Annotated in this window: 18 protein-coding genes; 16 read left to right on the top strand and 2 right to left on the bottom strand. The window is 62.2% G+C overall.

Going from position 1 to position 18599, the window contains the following annotated elements; translation table 11 throughout:
• Positions 1 to 7: 7 nt before the first annotated feature.
• A complete protein-coding gene (gene map / locus PQR27_RS12795) occupies positions 8 to 817 on the bottom strand; it encodes a type I methionyl aminopeptidase (RefSeq protein ID WP_408524007.1) in 810 nt (269 codons plus the stop codon).
• 503 nt (positions 818 to 1320) lie between these two features.
• On the opposite strand from map, the gene rpsB reads away from it, so the two are divergent.
• The 16 genes from rpsB to PQR27_RS12715 all read left to right on the top strand — a co-directional run bounded on the left by rpsB (position 1321) and on the right by PQR27_RS12715 (position 17737).
• Positions 1321 to 2073: a 30S ribosomal protein S2 gene (gene rpsB, locus PQR27_RS12790; protein ID WP_408524006.1), complete on the top strand. Its 753-nt coding sequence runs from the start codon at positions 1321 to 1323 to the stop codon at positions 2071 to 2073.
• A gap of 193 nt (positions 2074 to 2266) precedes the next feature.
• Positions 2267 to 3148, top strand: coding sequence for a translation elongation factor Ts (gene tsf, locus PQR27_RS12785; protein WP_408524005.1), 882 nt, complete (start codon positions 2267 to 2269; stop codon positions 3146 to 3148).
• A gap of 210 nt (positions 3149 to 3358) precedes the next feature.
• Positions 3359 to 4072, top strand: coding sequence for a UMP kinase (gene pyrH / locus PQR27_RS12780; protein ID WP_011488865.1), 714 nt, complete (start codon positions 3359 to 3361; stop codon positions 4070 to 4072).
• A gap of 100 nt (positions 4073 to 4172) precedes the next feature.
• The gene (frr, locus tag PQR27_RS12775) at positions 4173 to 4733 is read left to right on the top strand and encodes a ribosome recycling factor (RefSeq protein WP_054035184.1); all 561 of its coding nucleotides are present in this window, start codon (positions 4173 to 4175) and stop codon (positions 4731 to 4733) included.
• Between the two features lie 67 nt (positions 4734 to 4800).
• On the top strand, positions 4801 to 5583 hold the full coding sequence (gene uppS, locus PQR27_RS12770; RefSeq protein WP_408524004.1) for a polyprenyl diphosphate synthase: 783 nt from the start codon (positions 4801 to 4803) through the stop codon (positions 5581 to 5583).
• Positions 5577 to 6398 carry a phosphatidate cytidylyltransferase gene (locus PQR27_RS12765; RefSeq protein WP_408524003.1) on the top strand — a complete coding sequence of 274 codons (822 nt, stop codon included), beginning with the start codon at positions 5577 to 5579 and terminating at the stop codon, positions 6396 to 6398. Before uppS ends, PQR27_RS12765 begins: the two co-directional genes overlap by 7 nt.
• A 10-nt stretch (positions 6399 to 6408) precedes the next feature.
• On the top strand, positions 6409 to 7614 hold the full coding sequence (locus tag PQR27_RS12760; protein WP_408524002.1) for a 1-deoxy-D-xylulose-5-phosphate reductoisomerase: 1206 nt from the start codon (positions 6409 to 6411) through the stop codon (positions 7612 to 7614).
• 7 nt (positions 7615 to 7621) lie between these two features.
• Entirely contained in the window at positions 7622 to 9016 is a 1395-nt protein-coding gene (gene rseP / locus PQR27_RS12755) for an RIP metalloprotease RseP (protein WP_408524001.1), read from the top strand.
• 67 nt (positions 9017 to 9083) lie between these two features.
• Entirely contained in the window at positions 9084 to 11396 is a 2313-nt protein-coding gene (gene bamA / locus PQR27_RS12750; protein ID WP_408524000.1) for an outer membrane protein assembly factor BamA, read from the top strand.
• 72 nt (positions 11397 to 11468) lie between these two features.
• Positions 11469 to 11990, top strand: coding sequence for an OmpH/Skp family outer membrane protein (locus tag PQR27_RS12745; RefSeq protein WP_408523999.1), 522 nt, complete (start codon positions 11469 to 11471; stop codon positions 11988 to 11990).
• Positions 11991 to 12330: 340 nt separating this feature from the next.
• Positions 12331 to 13434 (top strand): UDP-3-O-(3-hydroxymyristoyl)glucosamine N-acyltransferase, encoded by a 1104-nt coding sequence (lpxD, locus tag PQR27_RS12740; RefSeq protein WP_408523998.1) that lies wholly within the window; start codon positions 12331 to 12333, stop codon positions 13432 to 13434.
• 184 nt (positions 13435 to 13618) lie between these two features.
• A complete protein-coding gene (gene fabZ, locus PQR27_RS12735; RefSeq protein WP_020065638.1) occupies positions 13619 to 14083 on the top strand; it encodes a 3-hydroxyacyl-ACP dehydratase FabZ in 465 nt (154 codons plus the stop codon).
• Positions 14084 to 14177: 94 nt separating this feature from the next.
• Positions 14178 to 14966, top strand: coding sequence for an acyl-ACP--UDP-N-acetylglucosamine O-acyltransferase (gene lpxA, locus PQR27_RS12730; protein WP_408523997.1), 789 nt, complete (start codon positions 14178 to 14180; stop codon positions 14964 to 14966).
• Positions 14967 to 14969: 3 nt separating this feature from the next.
• A complete protein-coding gene (gene lpxB / locus PQR27_RS12725) occupies positions 14970 to 16139 on the top strand; it encodes a lipid-A-disaccharide synthase (protein ID WP_408523996.1) in 1170 nt (389 codons plus the stop codon).
• Positions 16136 to 16897 carry a ribonuclease HII gene (gene rnhB, locus PQR27_RS12720; RefSeq protein WP_408523995.1) on the top strand — a complete coding sequence of 254 codons (762 nt, stop codon included), beginning with the start codon at positions 16136 to 16138 and terminating at the stop codon, positions 16895 to 16897. Before lpxB ends, rnhB begins: the two co-directional genes overlap by 4 nt.
• 54 nt (positions 16898 to 16951) lie before the next feature.
• Positions 16952 to 17737 carry a TrmH family RNA methyltransferase gene (locus tag PQR27_RS12715; RefSeq protein ID WP_408523994.1) on the top strand — a complete coding sequence of 262 codons (786 nt, stop codon included), beginning with the start codon at positions 16952 to 16954 and terminating at the stop codon, positions 17735 to 17737.
• 44 nt (positions 17738 to 17781) lie between these two features.
• On the opposite strand, the gene ppsR is transcribed toward PQR27_RS12715, so the two are convergent.
• On the bottom strand, positions 17782 to 18597 hold the full coding sequence (ppsR, locus tag PQR27_RS12710; RefSeq protein ID WP_408523993.1) for a phosphoenolpyruvate synthetase regulatory kinase/phosphorylase PpsR: 816 nt from the start codon (positions 18595 to 18597) through the stop codon (positions 17782 to 17784).
• Between the last annotated feature and the right edge of the window lie 2 nt (positions 18598 to 18599).

The following is an 18599-nucleotide window of genomic DNA, read 5'->3' as shown; positions in this document are numbered from 1 at the left end:
AAGTCGGTCAGGCCGTGGCGGCCACGACCGGCGGGCGCGCGGGCGTGCCGGCGGAGACGGTCAGCACGTCGTAGCCGGTTTCCGTGACGAGCACCGTGTGCTCCCACTGCGCCGACAGGCTGCGGTCTTTGGTCTTGACGGTCCACTGGTCCGGCATGGTGCGGATATCGCGCCGGCCGGCGTTGATCATTGGCTCGATCGTGAAGATCATGCCGGTCTGCAGTTCGAGCCCGGTGCCTGGGCGGCCATAGTGCAGAACCTGCGGATCTTCGTGGAACACCGTACCAATGCCGTGGCCGCAATATTCGCGCACCACGCTGTAGCCCTGGCCTTCGGCATGTTTCTGGATCGCATAGCCGATGTCGCCCAGATGGGCGCCCGGGCGCACCTGGTCGATGCCGAGCCACATGCATTCGAAGGTGGTCTGCACGAGGCGTTTGGCCATGATCGACCCCTCGCCGACAATGAACATGCGGCTGGTGTCGCCGAAATAGCCTTCCTTGATCACGGTGACGTCGATGTTCAGCGCGTCGCCGTTCTTCAGCGTCTTGTCGCCCGGAATGCCGTGACAGATCACGTCATTCACGGAGATACAGGTGGCTTTCGGATAGGGCGGGTAGCCAGGCGGCTGATAGTTCAGCGGCGCCGGAACCGTTCCCTGTTCCTTGAGCATGTATTCGTGACACAGCCGGTCGAGTTCGCCGGTCGTGATGCCGGCCGCGACGAACGGCGTAATGTAGTCGAGCACTTCGCTAGCAAGCTTGCAGGCGACGCGCATTTGCGCGATATCGTGTTCGTTTTTGAGCGTAATAGCCATGAGTCGGGCCTGAAATGCGATTTATTGATTGTCGGATTATCGCACCATATTCCCGCTGCCGCAGGCTTTTGCAATAGGGCTGGCGCTGTTTGCAGGGCTGTTCGCGGCGCCTGGCGGGCCTCTTGTACGAGCCGTCGGGCCGGGTTTCGCGGGTTTGCGGCGAAACTGTCACTTAGTCGTGGTTCCATTCGGATAAAGCCGTGAGCAACGGCCCGGGTGCAACCCGGCGGCAGTAACTGAGAGCTGCCGTGCAGGTTGAGTCGGCTGATAGTCGCGTGCTATAATCGCTGGCTAAGTCGATCTTTGTCTTATCTACTGTTGATAAGCACAAGGCGAGGCCGCTCGCGGTGATAGTTGCCTGCGCCGGGAGTGAAAGCAGTATCAAGGCAGCAGACTCGCAAGCCGGCGCACCCAGGGTGTCTGTCGCGTCCAGCCAATAGATGGAAATGGCGGCGCGGCCGATACGGCAGCCGGCTTAAGACCCAACCCTCGCGGAGAATTTCATGGCAGTTACCATGCGTCAAATGCTGGAAGCCGGTGTCCACTTCGGTCACCAAACGCGCTTCTGGAACCCGAAGATGGCTCCCTTCATTTTCGGTCATCGCAACAAGATTCACATCATCAACCTCGAAAAGACGCTGCCGATGTACAACGACGCGCTGAAGTACGCGCGTCAACTGGCAGCGAATCGCGGCACGATCCTGTTCGTCGGCACGAAGCGTCAATCGCGCGACACGATCGCTGAAGAGGCGCAACGCGCTGGCATGCCGTATGTCAACGCACGCTGGCTCGGCGGCATGCTGACCAACTTCAAGACGCTGAAGGTCTCGATCAAGCGCCTGAAGGACATGGAAGCAGCGCTGGAAGCAGGCGAAACCGAACGCATGAGCAAGAAAGAAGCGCTCCTGTTCGAGCGCGAAATGGCCAAGCTGCAAAAGTCGATCGGCGGCGTGAAGGACATGGGCGGTATTCCGGACGCGATCTTCGTGGTCGACGTCGGCTACCACAAGATTGCCGTCACCGAAGCAAACAAGCTCGGCATTCCGGTCATCGCAGTGGTCGACACGAACCACTCGCCGGAAGGCATCGACTACGTGATCCCGGGTAACGACGACGCCAGCAAGGCTGTCGCTCTGTACACGGCTGGCGTGGCTGACGCAATCGTCGAAGGCCGTGCAAACGCGGTCAACGAAGTGGTGCAGGCTGCCCGTGGCGGCGACGGCGACGAGTTCGTCGAGGTCAACTCGGAAGCGTAAAGCTGCCCCGTGTCCGGCAAAAAAGGGGGCTTTCTACAGGCCCCCTTTTTTTAAGCCGCGACATTGTAGTGGTGTGCTATGAGCAGTGCCTAAGCGTTGTTCGTAAAAAAGTACGCATAACGCTGAAACGAATTCTTGCCGCCGGTATCGAAGTCCGGGCGGCGTGTGACAGACGGAACTCAAGGAGCAAATGATGGCGGCAATTACCGCAGGCATGGTTGCAGAACTGCGCGCAAAGACCGACGCGCCGATGATGGAATGCAAGAAGGCGCTGACGGAAGCCGAAGGCGACATGGCGCGCGCTGAAGAGCTGCTGCGCGTGAAGCTGGGCAACAAGGCCAGCAAGGCAGCGTCGCGCGTGACGGCTGAAGGCGTGGTCGCATCGTTCATCGGCGGCAACGCCGGTTCGCTGGTCGAACTGAACTGCGAAACCGACTTTGTTTCGAAGAACGACGACTTCCTGGCTTTCTCGAAGACGATCGCTGAACTGGTCGCAACGCAAAACCCGGCTGACGTCGCTGCCCTGTCGGCACTGCCGCTGGAAGGCTCGACGGTCGACGCAGTGCGTCTCGCGCTGGTCGGCAAGATCGGTGAAAACCTGTCGATCCGCCGTTTCGTGCGTTTCGAGACCTCGAACAAGCTGGCAGCGTACTTGCACGGCACGCGCATCGGCGTGCTGGTCGAGTACACGGGTGCAGACGAGCAGATCGGCAAGGACGTGGCAATGCACATTGCCGCCATGAAGCCGGTTTCGCTGTCGTCGGACGACGTGCCGGCCGACCTGATCGCCAAAGAACGCAGCATCGCTGAGCAAAAGGCTGCCGAATCGAACAAGCCGGCTGAAATCGTCGCCAAGATGGTCGACGGCAGCGTGCAGAAGTACCTGAAGGAAGTGTCGCTGCTGAACCAGACGTTCGTTAAGAACGACAAGCAGACGATCGAACAGATGTTGAAGGCTGGCAACTCGAGCGTGCAGAAGTTCGCGCTGTTCGTGGTTGGTGAAGGCATTGAGAAGAAGCAGGACGACTTCGCAGCCGAAGTGGCCGCTCAAGTCGCTGCTGCAAAGCAACAATAAGTTTTACCGCAATACCGTTGGACCCGCGGCGGAGCAAGACTTTGCCGCGGTCGGCGGCGCCGCAAGGCTGCGCGCGGGTTGACCCTCGTTGTGCAGCCGCCTCTGGCGAACCTCTGGGTTCGTCAATTTGGCGACGCTTGCCCGAATCAGTATTTCACCCCTACATTAGTCCCTTGTTGTTGCCCTGTTCTGCGCGATCTGGATACCCCTATGCCCACTGCCTACAAACGCGTCCTGCTCAAACTCTCCGGTGAAGCTCTGATGGGCGACGATGCCTTTGGCATCAATCGTGCGACCATCGAACGAATGGTGGCGGACGTGGCCGAGGTAGTTCGGCTCGGTACGCAGTTGGCCGTGGTGATCGGCGGCGGCAATATTTTCCGCGGCGTCGCGGGCGGTGCGGCCGGTATGGATCGCGCCACGGCTGACTACATGGGCATGCTGGCCACCATGATGAACGCCCTGGCGCTGCAGGACGCGATGCGCCACGCGGGCATCGAAGCGCGCGTGCAATCCGCGCTGCGCATGGACCAGGTCGTTGAGCCGTACATCCGGCCCCGCGCGATTCGCCAGCTCGAAGAAGGCAAAGTCGTGATTTTCGCGGCCGGTACCGGCAACCCGTTCTTCACAACGGATACGGCCGCTGCGCTGCGCGGCTCGGAAATCGGTGCTGAAGTCGTACTGAAAGCCACCAAGGTGGACGGCGTCTATTCGGCCGACCCCAAGAAAGACCCCAGCGCGACCCGTTACACCACGATCAGCTTCGACGAAGCGATCGGCCGTAATCTGCAGGTAATGGACGCCACGGCGTTCGCGCTGTGCCGCGACCAGAAGCTGCCGATCCGGGTGTTTTCGATCGTCAAGCCGGGCGCGCTCAAGCGCATCGTACAAGGCGAAGACGAAGGCACGCTCGTCCACGTGTAAACTCTCGTTCACATAACGTGGGCTTTAACGCGAGCCCAGGCCGCCGCTTTTTGCGCGCGCTGGCCGGCTCGCACCGTTTTGAAGGTTCGGAGGTTTAAAAATGTCTGTGGCTGATATCAGGAAGGGCGCTGAACAAAAGATGCAGCGTTCCATCGACGCGTTCAAGAACGACCTGTCGAAGATCCGCACGGGCCGTGCGCACACGGGTTTGCTCGATCACATCCAGTGCGACTACTACGGTTCGCCGGTGCCGATTTCGCAGGTTGCGAACCTGACGCTGATCGACGCACGCACGATCGGCGTGCAGCCGTGGGAAAAGAAAATGGTGCAGGTCGTCGAAAAGGCGATCCGCGAGTCGGATCTGGGTCTGAATCCGGCCACGCAAGGCGACGTGATCCGCGTGCCGATGCCCGCGCTGACCGAAGAACGCCGCCGCGAACTGACCAAGGTGGTCAAGAGCGAAGCCGAAACGGCCAAAGTGGCGGTGCGCAACCTGCGCCGTGACGCAAACGAGCAACTCAAGAAGCTCGTGAAAGACAAGGAAATTTCAGAAGACGATGAGCGTCGTGCGGGTGACGACGTTCAGAAGCTGACGGACAAGTTCGTCACTGAAATCGACAAACTCGTCGTGACGAAAGAAGCCGAGATCATGACGGTCTGAGGCCGGTTGGGCACTCAGCACTTTCAGGATTTCCACTTCTTTATTTGCAGTCACTGTCCCGACGGCCATGACCTATACCAGCTCAACCGTGCGCGTGCCAGATGTCGCCGCGGTGCCGCGACATATCGCGATCATCATGGACGGCAACGGCCGTTGGGCAACCCAGCGGCGCCTGCCGCGCGTCGCCGGCCATACACGCGGCGTCGACGCGGTGCGCGCAGCCGTCGAGGCCTGTGCGCGGCAGGGCGTCGAGTATCTGACGCTGTTCGCTTTCAGTTCCGAAAACTGGCGCCGTCCGAATGACGAAGTGTCGTTCCTGATGCGCCTGTTCGTCACCGCGCTGGAGCGCGAAATCGGCAAGCTGCACGCGAACGGCATCCGCCTGCGCGTGGTGGGCGACCTGTCGAAATTCGATGCGCGCATTCGCGATCTGATCAGGCGCGCGGAAACCAAGACCGCGCGCAACACCCGTCTCACGCTGACCATCGCCGCCAACTACGGTGGCCGCTGGGACATCATGCAAGCCACCCGCAAGCTCGCCGAGCAGTCGGCGCAGGCCGGGCAGGCGGTTGAAGTCAGCGAGGAATCGTTCGCCGAACATCTTTCAATGGCTTACGCGCCGGAGCCGGACCTCTTCATCCGCACCGGTGGGGAGCGTCGTGTGAGCAATTTCCTGCTCTGGCAGCTCGCCTACACCGAGTTCTACTTCACCGATACCTTCTGGCCGGATTTCGACGCCGACGCCCTCGGCCACGCCATCGCTTCGTATGCGGAGCGTGAACGCCGCTTCGGCCGCACCAGTGCTCAACTCGAGCCGCAATCGCAAAACGTCGATTCGCTTCCATGCTAAAAACCCGTGTCATCACGGCGATCATCCTGCTGGCGGTCCTGCTGCCGGTCACGTTGTTCGCGCCGGTGGGCGCGTTCGGCGCGTTGATCGCCTTCGTCGTCGTGTTCGCGGCGTGGGAATGGGCTCGTCTGCTCAAGCTCGGCGGTGCCGGACCCGTGGTCTACGCCCTGGTCACGGCGGTGGCGCTGGTCGCAAGTACGCGCCTTGGCAGTGGGGTCGAGGCGCCGCGGCCGCTGTTTCAGGCGGCCGCCATCTTCTGGGTGATTGCCGGTCCGTTCGTACTGTTGCGCAAGCCCACTCTCGCGCGCGGCGCGTGGCGGACCTTTCTGTTTCTGGCCGGCATTGTCGTATTCGTCGCGTGCTGGCATGCTCTCGTCGCCGCGCGCATGGAGGGTGTGCCGTTCGTGCTGTCGCTGCTGCTATTGGTATGGCTGGCCGATATCGGCGCATACTTCTCGGGAAAAGCCTTCGGAAAACACAAGCTGGCGCCTGCCATCAGTCCGGGTAAGACTTGGGAGGGCGCGATCGGCGGCTGGCTGGTGGTCATGATCGTCGCGGCGGCGGCGGTCTTCTTGCACGCGTTCGAGCCGACCCTGTATTCTGCGCTGCTGGCGCAATTGGGCGCCGTACGCACGCTGCTCGCACTGACCCTGCTGGTGGCATTCAGCGTGGTGGGCGACCTGTTCGAATCGATGCTGAAACGCCAGGCCGGAGTGAAGGATTCAAGCGGCCTGTTGCCGGGACACGGTGGCGTGCTCGACCGCATCGACGCATTATTGCCTGTGCTGCCGCTTGCCATGCTGCTGCTCGGCTAGAGAAAGAGATATGCAAAAACGTCTGACATTGCTCGGTTCCACGGGCTCGATTGGAGACAGTACGCTCGACGTCGTCGCGCGTCATCCCGAGCGCTTTTCGGTCTACGCGCTCACTGCGCATCGCAACGGCGACAAACTCGTCGAACAATGCCTGCGCTTTCAGCCCGAAGTCGCGGTGGTCGGCGACGCCGACACGGCCGCGCGGGTCGCGGCGAAATTGCGCGAGGCGGGCTGCAAGACCGAGGTCACGTACGGTCCGCAGGCGCTCGTCGACGTCTCGAAGAGCGACGGCTGCGATACGGTGGTGGCGGCGATCGTCGGCGCGGCCGGCCTTGCGCCCAGTCTTGCCGCTGCGCGTGCCGGCAAGCGCATTCTGCTCGCCAACAAGGAAGCGCTGGTGATGTCCGGCGCGATCTTCATGGACGCGGTGCGCGACCACGGCGCGGTGCTGCTGCCGGTGGACAGCGAACATAACGCGATTTTCCAATGCCTGCCGCGTGAAGCCGAGTTGCACGGCGGCGTCTCGAAGATCATCCTGACCGCCTCGGGCGGCCCGTTCCGCACGCGCGAACCGGCCACGCTCGTCGACGTCACGCCGGACGAAGCCTGCAAGCATCCGAACTGGGTCATGGGCCGCAAGATTTCGGTCGACTCGGCCACGATGATGAACAAGGGTCTCGAGGTGATCGAGGCGCACTGGCTGTTCAATCTGCCGGGTGAACGCATCGAGGTGCTGATTCACCCGCAGAGCGTGATTCATTCGATGGTGTCGTACGCTGACGGTTCGGTGCTCGCGCAACTCGGCAACCCCGATATGCGCACGCCGATCGCGCACGCGCTGGCGTTTCCGGAGCGCGTCGATTCGGGCGTCGCGCAACTCGACCTGCTGCAGGTCGCGTCGCTGTCGTTCGAAAAGCCCGATTACACGCGCTTCCCGTGCCTTGCGCTCGCCGTGAAGGCATTGGCCGAGGGCGGCGTGGCAAGCGCGGCGCTGAACGCCGCCAATGAAATCGCTGTTGAAGCATTCCTGTCGCGCCAGATCGGTTTCATGGCGATCGCCCAGGTCGTCGACGCGGTGCTCAATGCATTGCCCAACCGCAGCGCACACGCTCTTGAAGATGTGATCGAGGCCGACGCCGCCGCGCGCCGCGCCGCTGCTGAATTCATCGCGCGTCTGCCGGACGGCGCCCGTCGCACGGAACGCGCCGTCCAGTGAGGCGCTTATGAATCTGCTGATCGAACTGCTCGCCTTCGCGGTAGCGATCGGCGTACTCGTGGTCGTCCACGAGTATGGCCATTACAGTGTCGCGCGTTTGTGCGGCGTCAAGGTATTACGCTTTTCAATCGGCTTCGGCAAGCCGCTGTTCCAGTGGGTGAGTCCGAAGACGGGCACGGAGTGGACGATCGCCGCGCTGCCGCTCGGCGGCTACGTGAAGATGCTCGACGAGCGCGAAACCGGCGGCGCGCCGATTCCCGACGAGGCACTGGCGCATGCGTTCAACCGGCAGTCGGTATGGCGCCGTTTCGCGATTGTCGCGGCTGGGCCGGTCGCGAACTTCCTGCTTGCCATCGTGCTGTTCGCGCTCGTCTTTGCCACGGGCGTGACGGAGCCCGCGGCTGTGGTTGCTTCGCCCGCGCCTAACACGCCGGCGGCGGTGGCCGGTTTCGATGGCGGGGAAACCATCGTCGCGGTACGTGCCGAAAACGCCGGCGAATCCGAGCCGGTGCGTTCGTGGTCCGACTTGCGCTGGAAGCTGCTGGGTGCGGCATTCGATCACAAGCGGGTGGTGTTGAGCGCAAAGGATGCCCACGGCACGTCCGATTTCCAGCTCGACCTGCGCGGTATCACCGAGAAAGAGGTCGACGACGACTTTATGTCGCATCTCGGTTTCGAGCCGGGTGGTGGCAAGCTGACGGTCGCGGGTGTGCAGCCGGGCAGCGCGGCGCAACAGGCCGGTCTCGTCCCGGGTGACCGTCTGCGCGCGGTCGACGGCATCCCCACGGACAATGCCACAGCCTTCATCGCCTATGTAAAATCGCACGCCGGCAAGCCTGTGACGCTGCAAGTGGAGCGTGGCGCTCAAGGCGCGCAGGCAGCGGGCCGGTTGCAAGACATCCGCATCGTTCCGCAGGCCCAACGTGACGACGTATCGGGCCAGCAGATCGGCCGTATCGGCGCGGAACTGGCCACCCAGGTGCCGTCGATCGACGTGCGCTACGGGCCGGTCGAAAGTCTGCAACTGGGCGCGCGCCGCACGTGGGATCTCGCGGTGTATTCGGTGCGCATGTTCGGCAGGATGATTGTCGGCGAGGCATCGCTAAAGAATTTGTCGGGCCCCGTGACGATTGCCGATTACGCAGGAAAGAGCGCACGTCTAGGCCCTTCTGCATTTCTGTCGTTCCTGGCCCTTGTCAGTATTAGTCTCGGCGTACTGAACCTGTTACCAATTCCGGTATTGGACGGGGGTCATCTGTTATATTATTTGGTTGAAGCTGTAACCGGCAAAGTTGTCTCCGATCGCTGGCAACTCGTTTTTCAGAGGGCGGGTCTCGCCTGCATCGTCGCATTGTCGGCGATCGCGCTGTTCAACGATCTGGCTCGTTTAATCCATTTTTAAAGTGTCCGGCGGCGCTCACGATGGCGACCGTCTGACCTGATGCAGCTATACACACTGGGGAAGCACGTTGTTTAAACCTCATCGCTTTGTTCCAAAGACGGTTATAGCCGCGGCATTCGCCGCGCATGGGCTGGTTGCTCACGCAACGACGCCCTTCGTGGTGCAAGACATCCGGATCGAGGGATTGCAACGCGTCGAACCTGGTACCGTGTTCGCGTACCTGCCTATCAAGCAAGGCGACACCTTTAGCGACGACAAGGCTTCAGAAGCCATTCGCGCGCTGTATGCCACGGGCTTTTTCAACGACGTCAAGATCTCGACCGAAGGCAACGTCGTCATCGTGCAAGTGCTGGAGCGTCCGGCTATCGGCACGATCGATTTCTCCGGCATTCATGAGTTCGACAAGGAAAACCTGACCAAGGCGCTGCGCGCGGTTGGTCTGTCGCAAGGCCGTTATTACGACAAGGCGCTCGTCGACAAAGCGGAGCAGGAACTGAAGCGCCAGTATCTGACGCGTGGCTATTACGCAGCGGAAGTCACCACCACCATCACGCCGATCGACCGCAACCGCGTGGCGGTGCTGTTCTCGGTGGCAGAAGGTCCGAGCGCGAAGATCCGCCAGATCAACTTTATCGGCAACAAGGCATTCAGCACGGGTACGCTGCGCGACGAAATGCAGCTGTCCACGCCGAACTGGTTCTCGTGGTACACGAAGAACGACCTGTACGCGAAAGACAAGCTCACCGGCGACCTCGAAAACGTCCGCTCGTATTACCTGAATCGCGGCTACCTCGAGTTCAACATCGAGTCGACCCAGGTGTCGATCACGCCGGACAAGAAGGACATGTATCTGACGGTCACGCTGCATGAAGGCGAGCCGTACACGATCAACAGCATCAAGCTGGCGGGTAACCTGCTCGATCGCGAGCCGGAGCTGGCCAAGCTCATCAAGATCAAACCAGGTGACCGCTTTTCGGCTGAAAAGCTGCAGGCTACCACCAAGGCGATCGTCGACAAGCTCGGCGAATACGGCTACGCGTTCGCCACCGTCAATGCGCAACCGCTGATCGACCAGGAACACCACAAGGTCGACCTGACGCTGCAAGTGGACCCGAGCCGCCGCGTGTATGTGCGCCGCATCAACGTGGTCGGCAATACGCGTACCCGTGACGAAGTGGTGCGTCGCGAAATGCGCCAGCTCGAAAGCTCGTGGTTCGATTCGAATCGCCTCGCGCTGTCGAAAGACCGGATCAACCGTCTCGGCTATTTTACGGATGTCGACGTGACCACGATCCCGGTCGAAGGCACGCCGGACCAGGTCGATGTGGACGTCAAAGTGGCTGAAAAGCCGACCGGCGCGATCACGCTGGGCGCGGGCTTCTCGTCGACCGACAAGGTGGTGCTGTCCGCGGGCGTGTCGCAGGACAACGTGTTCGGCTCGGGCACGAGTCTCTCGGTGAACGTGAATACCGCCAAAACGTACCGAACATTGACGGTCACGCAGGTCGACCCGTACTTCACGGTCGACGGCATCAAGCGGATTACCGACGTCTACTACAAAACGTACCAGCCGCTGTACTATTCGACCGACTCGAGCTTCAAGATCGTCACGATCGGTGGCGATCTGAAGTTTGGTATTCCGTTCTCCGAAGTCGACACGGTGTATTTCGGTGCCGGCCTCGAGCAGAACCAGCTGGACGTCGACGCGAATACGCCGGCTTCGTACAAGTTGTATGTTCAGGAATTTGGGCGTGTTTCGAACAACGTACCGCTCACGGTCGGCTGGTCGCGCGACGCGCGTGACAGCGCGCTGGTGCCGAGCCGCGGTTACTTCGCGCAGGCGAACGCCGAGTACGGCACGCCGATCGGCGGCACCCAGTACTACAAGGCCGACATCAACGCGCAGTACTATTATTCGTTTTCGCGCGGCTTCGTGCTTGGCTTCAACTTCCAGGGCGGTTACGGTAACGGCCTCAGCGGCAAGCCATACCCGATTTTCAAGAACTACTACGCCGGCGGTATCGGATCGGTGCGGGGCTACGAGCCGAGTTCGCTGGGTCCGCGCGACGCAACCACGAACGACCCGATCGGTGGCTCCAAGCTGCTGGTGGGTAATATCGAGCTGACGTTCCCGTTGCCGGGCACGGGCTACGATCGTACGCTGCGGGTCTTTACGTTCCTGGATGCGGGTAACGTGTGGGCCGACGCGAGTACTGCTGCTACGTCGACCGGCGCGAACGGCCTGCGTTACGGCTACGGTATCGGTCTTGCCTGGATTTCGCCGATCGGCCCGCTCAAGCTCAGCCTGGGCTTCCCGCTCGTCAAGCACACCGGCGACCAGTATCAGAAATTCCAGTTCCAGATCGGGACGGCGTTCTGATCCGGCGGTCCGGCGATCCGGCGGTCCGGCGATCCGGCGGTCCGGCCAAACTACAGTATCGAGAGGGCGACTTTGCTAACTGGTATGTTTTCGAAACGTGTGGCGTGCGCGCTGGCGCTGGCAATGACGCTGGGCGTCGGCGTGGCGCACGCGCAGGAAGCCAGGATCGCTGCGGTGAATTCGGATCGTATCCTGCGTGAATCGGCTGCCGCGAAGGCCGCGCAGGTCAAGCTCGAGGCTGAGTTCGCCAAGCGTGACAAGGATCTGGCCGACATGGCGCAGAAGCTGAAGTCGATGTCCGATTCGCTCGACAAGAACGGCGCATCGATGTCGGCGGGCGATCGCGCGCAGAAGCAGCGCGATCTGTCGCAACTGGATACGGATTTCCAGCGCAAGCAACGCGAGTTTCGCGAAGACCTGAACCAGCGCCGTAATGAAGAGCTGGCAGCAGTGCTCGACCGGGCCAACAAGGTGATCAAGCAGATCGCCGAGCAGCAGCACTACGACCTGATCGTTCAGGAAGCGGTGTATGTGAGCCCGCGTATCGATATTACCGATCAGGTGCTGAAGGCACTTGCCGCGTCGGGTAACTAAGCAGGGTAGCCCCGGGCATTGATCGGCTCGGACGGCTCGGTTGTAGAGGTGACAGGTTGGATTGAACGGCAGCGACCATGTTGCATGGGAGCGGGGTAAGCGCTGAAGCGGAAACTCCGATCGACAGCGTTGCTTGGGATCGGAGTAAGCACTAAAGCGTCAACTCTGGTCGACAGCGTTGCTTGGGACCAGAGTAGGCGCTAAAGCGCCAACTCTGGTCGACATGCTCTGCATGGGATCGGAGTAAGCGCTAAAGCGCTAACTCCGATCGACAGCGTTGCTTGGGACCAGAGTAGGCGCTAAAGCGCCAACTCTGGTCGACACAGGAGACAGGAAAGGCATGGCATTTACGCTCGAGGACATCGTCCAACAGTTCGGCGGTGAAGTAGTCGGAGACGGTTCGCAGCGCGTCGGCAGTCTCGCGCCGCTCGATCAGGCAGGCCCGAACCAGCTGGCGTTCCTCGCCAATCCGAAGTACCTGTCGCAGGTCGAGACGACCCGTGCGGGCGCCGTCTTGATCAATGCCGACGACCTCGCCAAGCTCGCTTCCCGCGAGAATCGTAACTTCATCGTCACGCCGAATCCGTACGCTTACTTCGCACGCATCGCGCAAACCTTCATCGACATGGCTGCACCGAAACCGGTGCCAGGCGTCCATCCGAGCGCAACCGTCGATCCGTCGGCGCAGATCGCCGCGAGCGCGGTGATCGGTCCGAACGTCACGGTGGAAGCGGGTGCGGTGATCGGCGAACACGTGCGGCTGGATGCCAATGTGTTTATCGGCCGCGGCACGCAGATCGGCGCAGGTTCGCACCTGTATCCGAATGTGGCGGTGTACTACGGCTGCAAGCTCGGCGAGCGCGCCATCGTGCACGCCGGCGCGGTGATCGGCTCAGACGGCTTTGGCTTCGCGCCGGATTTCGTCGGCGAAGGCGACGCGCGCACCGGCAGCTGGGTGAAGATTCCGCAGGTGGGCGGTGTGTCGATCGCGGCAGACGTCGAAATCGGCGCGAATACCACGATCGACCGTGGCGCCATGGCCGACACGATCATCGAAGAGTGCGTGAAGATCGACAATCTCGTACAGATCGGCCACAACTGCAAGGTCGGTGCCTATACGGTGATCGCCGGTTGCTCGGGCATCGCGGGCAGCACGACGATCGGCCGCCATTGCATGATCGGCGGGGCGGTCGGCATTGCCGGGCACGTCACGCTGGCGGACTACGTGATCGTCACGGCGAAGTCGGGCGTGTCGAAGTCGCTGCTCAAGCCCGGCATGTACACCAGCGCGTTCCCGGCCGTCAACCATGCGGACTGGAACAAAAGCGCCGCGTTGCTGCGTAATATCGACAAGCTCCGCGACCGGATCAAGGCACTCGAGGCCACCGCCACAACCGATAAGCAGGCAGACGCGACAAGCAACTCCGCAGGCGACAAAGCCTGAGATATCACGGCGGCCCGCCCAGTACCGCGTAAAATAGCGGGCGAGCTTCAGGAAACAAGTCGGTTGCCGTGACCGGGTGGCATGGCCTCCGGGTCACGGCAAGCGCCGGCAGCATGCGTTACCAACCCACCTGCACCAGCATCCGCAGTCATCATCGCGCAGTCAATGCGTGAGTAGAAACACCATGAGCACCGAAAAAATCAATCTCGACATTCACAAGATTCTCACGCTGCTGCCGCATCGCTATCCGATCCTGCTGGTGGACCGGGTGCTCGAACTCGAGCCGCACAAGAGCATCAAAGCGTTGAAGAACGTGTCGATCAATGAGCCGTATTTCCAGGGTCACTTTCCGACCCGTCCGGTGATGCCCGGCGTGCTGATCCTCGAAGCGCTCGCGCAAACGGCAGCCCTGCTGACGTTTTCGGAAGAACCGAGCGATCCGTCGAACACGCTGTATCTGTTCGTGGGCATCGACAACGCGCGTTTCAAGCGCGTGGTGGAACCGGGCGATCAGCTGATCCTGAACTGCACGTTCGAGCGTCATATGCGCGGCATCTGGAAGTTCAAGGCGCGCGCCGAAGTGGATGGAGCCGTGGCGGCGGAAGCCGATCTGATGTGCGCGGTGCGGCACACGGACAAGGACGCGTAAGGCAGCGTCCGGCGTCCACAGCGGCTCACTGCACGCGCAGCGAGGGCGCCCCAGGTCCATCCAGACAACGCAACAGAATCAGAAGCGAGGACGCATGAGCAGGATTCATCCCACTGCGATCGTCGAACCGGGCGCACAAGTCGACGAATCTGTCGAAATCGGACCGTACGCCGTGATCGGCGCGCATGTGACGATCGGCGCACGGACCACGGTCGGTTCGCACAGCGTGGTCGAAGGTCACACCACGATCGGCGAAGACAACCGGATCGGCCACTACGCATCGGTCGGCGGCCGGCCGCAGGACATGAAGTACAAGGACGAGCCGACCCGTCTCGTGATTGGCAACCGCAACACGATCCGCGAATTCACCACGATCCACACCGGCACGGTGCAGGACTCGGGCGTGACGACGCTCGGCGACGACAACTGGATCATGGCGTACGTGCACATTGGGCACGACTGCCACGTCGGCAATAACATCGTTCTGTCGAGCAATGCGCAGATGGCCGGTCACGTGACGATCGGCGACCACGCAATCGTCGGCGGCATGTCGGGCGTGCATCAATTCGTGCGCATCGGCGCGCATGCCATGCTGGGCGGTGCCTCGGCGCTGGTGCAGGACATTCCGCCGTTCGTGATCGCCGCCGGCAACAAGGCCGAGCCGCACGGCATCAATGTTGAAGGTTTGCGTCGCCGCGGCTTCTCGCCTGATGCGATTTCGGCGCTGCGCGCGGCGTACCGGGTGTTGTACAAGAACAACTTGTCGCTGGAAGAGGCGAAGGCGCAGTTGCGCGAGCTCGCGACCGCGGGTGGCGACGGCGATGCGGCGGTGCAGACGCTGCTGGCGTTTGTCGAAGCATCGCAGCGCGGCATTATCCGCTAACCGATGACATTGCAACCTAGTCCGCTGCGCATCGCCATGGTGGCTGGCGAGCCCTCCGGCGACCTGCTGGCGGCGTCGCTGCTCGACGGCCTCGCGAGCCGTTTGCCGGCCGGCACCCAGTACTACGGAATTGGCGGCCCGCGCATGATCGCCACAGGCTTCGACGCCCACTGGCCGATGGAAAAGCTCACGGTGCGCGGCTATGTCGAGGCCCTGCGGCACATTCCCGAGATTCTCGGCATCCGCAACGAACTGAAACGCCAGTTGCTCGCTGAGCCGCCGGCAGTGTTCGTCGGCGTGGATGCGCCCGATTTCAATTTCGGCCTCGAGCATCCGTTGCGTGAAGCCGGCATTCCTACCGTTCACTTCGTCTGTCCGTCGATCTGGGCATGGCGCGGCGGCCGTATCAAAAAGATCGCCAAAGCGGTCGATCACATGTTGTGCGTGTTCCCGTTCGAGGCGGCGCTGCTGGAAAAGGCGGGCGTCGCGGCTTCGTACGTGGGCCACCCGCTGGCCGACGAGATACCGTTCGAACCCGATACCGTGGGCGCGCGTCGCACGCTCGGTCTGGCGGAAAGCGGTCCGATCATCGCCGTGCTGCCAGGAAGTCGGCGCTCGGAAATCGATCTGATCGGTCCGACGTTCTTCGCCGCGATGGAGATGATGCAGCACCAGGAGCCGGGGCTACGCTTCGTCATGCCGGCGGCTACGCCGGCTCTGCGCGAGATGCTGCGGCCGCTGGTCGATTCGCACCCGGGCCTCGCACTGACGATCACCGACGGCCAGGCGCAACTCGCCATGACGGCGGCGGACGCGATCCTCGTGAAGAGCGGCACCGTGACACTCGAAGCCGCATTGCTGAAAAAGCCGATGGTGATCTCGTACAAGGTGCCCTGGCTGACCGGCCAGATCATGCGCCGCCAGGGGTATCTGCCGTATGTGGGCTTGCCGAACATTCTGGCCGGCCGCTTCGTGGTGCCGGAAATTCTCCAGCATTTCGCCACGCCGCAGGCGCTTGCGGAAGCCACGCTGAAACAGTTGCGCGACGAAGCCAACCGGCGCACGCTGACGGAAATCTTCACGGAGATGCATCACGTGCTGAAGCAGAACACAGCGCAGCGTGCGGCGGAAGTCGTGGCACGTGTTGTCGAAACACGCAAGGCGCGGCCGTGACCGCTGCGCGCGCGCCACGCCGTCAGGCCGCGACCGTTGCCGGCGCGGCCGCGCAACAGGTCGGCCTGAACTTCGAGACACCGGACGACGTCATCTGCGGCGTCGACGAAGCAGGGCGCGGGCCGCTGGCCGGCCCGGTGGTGGCGGCGGCGGTGATTTTCGACCCGTCCAGGCCGATGATCCGCGGTCTGGACGACTCCAAAGCCCTCACCGCCAAAAAGCGCGACGAACTGTATGACAAGATCGTCGATCGGGCGCTCGCTTACTGCATCGCGTCCGCGAGCGTCGAAGAAATCGATACGCTGAACATCCTGCACGCCACCATGCTGGCGATGAAGCGCGCGGTCGAAGGCCTGGCGGTCGTGCCCACGCTGGTGAAGATCGACGGTAATCGCTGCCCGACGCTGAGCATTCGCAGCGAGGCGATCATCGGCGGCGACGCGCTCGTGAAGAGCATTTCGGCGGCGTCGATCCTCGCGAAAGTCACGCGCGACCGCATGTTGCTCGAACTGCACCAGACTTATCCCGTCTACGGTTTTAACGCACATTCCGGCTACGGCACGCCACAGCATCTCGCGGCGTTGCGCGAGCACGGGCCGTGCGAGCATCATCGGCGCTCGTTTGCGCCGGTACGCGAAGCGCATTTGCGGCTCGGCACGGGCGTGGCGCTGCCTGGCATCGAGACGATGATCACCCTGCCGGGCATCGCCGATCCGCTATTCGACGACGACGCCTTCGGCGAACGCGCCGGCGCTTGAGCGCCGTGAGGTTCGTCGCGTCGCACTCTCACATTCTCACTGTCTTCGCTGCCTGTGAAAGCCATCACCTCGCGGGACAATCCGCTCTATAAGCGCCTGAAGGCGCTGGCCGGCTCGACGCATCAACAGCGCAAGAGCGGCCACGCGCTGCTCGAAGGATTCCACCTCGCGAGCGCGTATCTCGACGTCGCCGGGCAGCCGGACATGTGCATCGTCACCGACGGCGCGTTGCGTCATGACGAAGCGCAGGCGATCGTGTCGCGCATCGATGAGCAACGCATCGTTACGTTGCCGGATGCGTTGTTCGGGCAGTTGTCGAACGTCGTGCACGGGGTGGGAATTCTGCTGCTGGTCGAAAAGCTGGAGACACCGCTGCCGGAGCAGGTCACGCAGACCTGTCTCGTGCTCGATGGCGTGCAGGACGCGGGCAACGTCGGTTCGATTCTGCGCAGCGCGGCCGCCGCCGGGATTCAGCAGGTATTTTGCGCGCCGGGCACGGCATACGCGTGGTCATCGAAGGTATTGCGCTCAGGCATGGGGGCGCATTTCCTGCTGCAGATTCACGAGGACGTGGAAGCGCAGGCGCTGATCGAGCGTCTCGCGGTGCCGGTTGTGATCACCGATTCGCACGGCGCCGAAGCGATCTACGACTGCGACCTGAGTGGGCCGTTGGCCTGGGTGTTCGGCAACGAAGGGGCGGGCGTGTCGCAGACGTGGCGTGACGCGGTTTCGCTGCGGGTCACCATTCCGCAACCGGGCGGCATGGAATCGCTGAATGTGGCGGCTGCGGCGGCCGTATGCGTATTCGAACAGTGCCGCCAGCAGCGTCGCCGCGCGTGACATGAAGCCACGCGCAGCCCTGCGCGTTCCGACTTCAGGCCGCTTCAATAAGACGGCCGGTCCAGCTTGATCTCCTGCAGGATCGTCGTCGCGATCTCCTCGATCGACTTATGCGTCGACGACAACCACTTGACGCCCTCACGCCGCATCATCGCTTCCGCTTCATTGATCTCGTAACGGCAGTTTTCCGGCGCGGCATATTTGCTGCCCGGCCGGCGCTCGTTACGAATCTCCGACAAACGCTGCGGATCGATCGACAAGCCGAACATCTTCTGCCGATGCGGCAGTAACGGCGTGGGCAGCTTGCCGCGCTCGAAGTCTTCCGGGATCAACGGATAATTAGCCGCTTTCACGCCGTACTGCATGGCCAGATACAGGCTCGTCGGCGTCTTGCCGCTGCGCGACACGCCCACCAGAATCACGTCGGCGTCGGCCAGATTGCGGTTCGACTGACCGTCGTCGTGCGCAAGCGAGAAATTGATCGCCTCGATCCGGTTCTTGTACTCCTCGGTGTCCGCGTTCTGGTGGCCACGGCCCATTGCGTGGCTCGACTTCAGTTCCAGTTCCTGCTCGAGCGGCTCGACGAAGGTCTGGAACATATCGAGCACGAGCGCGTTCGAGCCTTTCACGATCTGATTCGACGCGCTGTCCACCAGCGTCGTAAACACGATTGGACGGCGGCCGTCCTGCTGGATCGCTTCGTTGATCTTTTCGAGCGTGGCGTACGCTTTTTCCGTCGAGTCGACGAAGGGCACGCGAACCAGGCGGAATTTCTGGTCGAACTGGGAGAGGATCGAATGCGCGAAGGTTTCGGCAGTGATCCCGGTCCCGTCGGAGACGATGAATACGGTGGGCGGCATCA

The organism is Paraburkholderia fungorum (assembly GCF_046027215.1).
GTDB classification, from domain to species: domain Bacteria; phylum Pseudomonadota; class Gammaproteobacteria; order Burkholderiales; family Burkholderiaceae; genus Paraburkholderia; species Paraburkholderia fungorum_D.
This window is presented reverse-complemented; position numbering and strand designations above follow the sequence as displayed.

What these genes read in the sequence shown, in the direction of transcription:
- map (WP_408524007.1), bottom strand. Translation starts at nt 817, where the DNA reads ATGGCTATTACGCTCAAAAACGAACACGATATCGCGCAAATGCGCGTC.
- rpsB (WP_408524006.1), top strand. Translation starts at nt 1,321, where the DNA reads ATGGCAGTTACCATGCGTCAAATGCTGGAAGCCGGTGTCCACTTCGGT.
- tsf (WP_408524005.1), top strand. Translation starts at nt 2,267, where the DNA reads ATGGCGGCAATTACCGCAGGCATGGTTGCAGAACTGCGCGCAAAGACC.
- pyrH (WP_011488865.1), top strand. Translation starts at nt 3,359, where the DNA reads ATGCCCACTGCCTACAAACGCGTCCTGCTCAAACTCTCCGGTGAAGCT.
- frr (WP_054035184.1), top strand. Translation starts at nt 4,173, where the DNA reads ATGTCTGTGGCTGATATCAGGAAGGGCGCTGAACAAAAGATGCAGCGT.
- uppS (WP_408524004.1), top strand. Translation starts at nt 4,801, where the DNA reads ATGACCTATACCAGCTCAACCGTGCGCGTGCCAGATGTCGCCGCGGTG.
- PQR27_RS12765 (WP_408524003.1), top strand. Translation starts at nt 5,577, where the DNA reads ATGCTAAAAACCCGTGTCATCACGGCGATCATCCTGCTGGCGGTCCTG.
- PQR27_RS12760 (WP_408524002.1), top strand. Translation starts at nt 6,409, where the DNA reads ATGCAAAAACGTCTGACATTGCTCGGTTCCACGGGCTCGATTGGAGAC.
- rseP (WP_408524001.1), top strand. Translation starts at nt 7,622, where the DNA reads ATGAATCTGCTGATCGAACTGCTCGCCTTCGCGGTAGCGATCGGCGTA.
- lpxD (WP_408523998.1), top strand. Translation starts at nt 12,331, where the DNA reads ATGGCATTTACGCTCGAGGACATCGTCCAACAGTTCGGCGGTGAAGTA.
- fabZ (WP_020065638.1), top strand. Translation starts at nt 13,619, where the DNA reads ATGAGCACCGAAAAAATCAATCTCGACATTCACAAGATTCTCACGCTG.
- lpxA (WP_408523997.1), top strand. Translation starts at nt 14,178, where the DNA reads ATGAGCAGGATTCATCCCACTGCGATCGTCGAACCGGGCGCACAAGTC.
- lpxB (WP_408523996.1), top strand. Translation starts at nt 14,970, where the DNA reads ATGACATTGCAACCTAGTCCGCTGCGCATCGCCATGGTGGCTGGCGAG.
- ppsR (WP_408523993.1), bottom strand. Translation starts at nt 18,597, where the DNA reads ATGCCGCCCACCGTATTCATCGTCTCCGACGGGACCGGGATCACTGCC.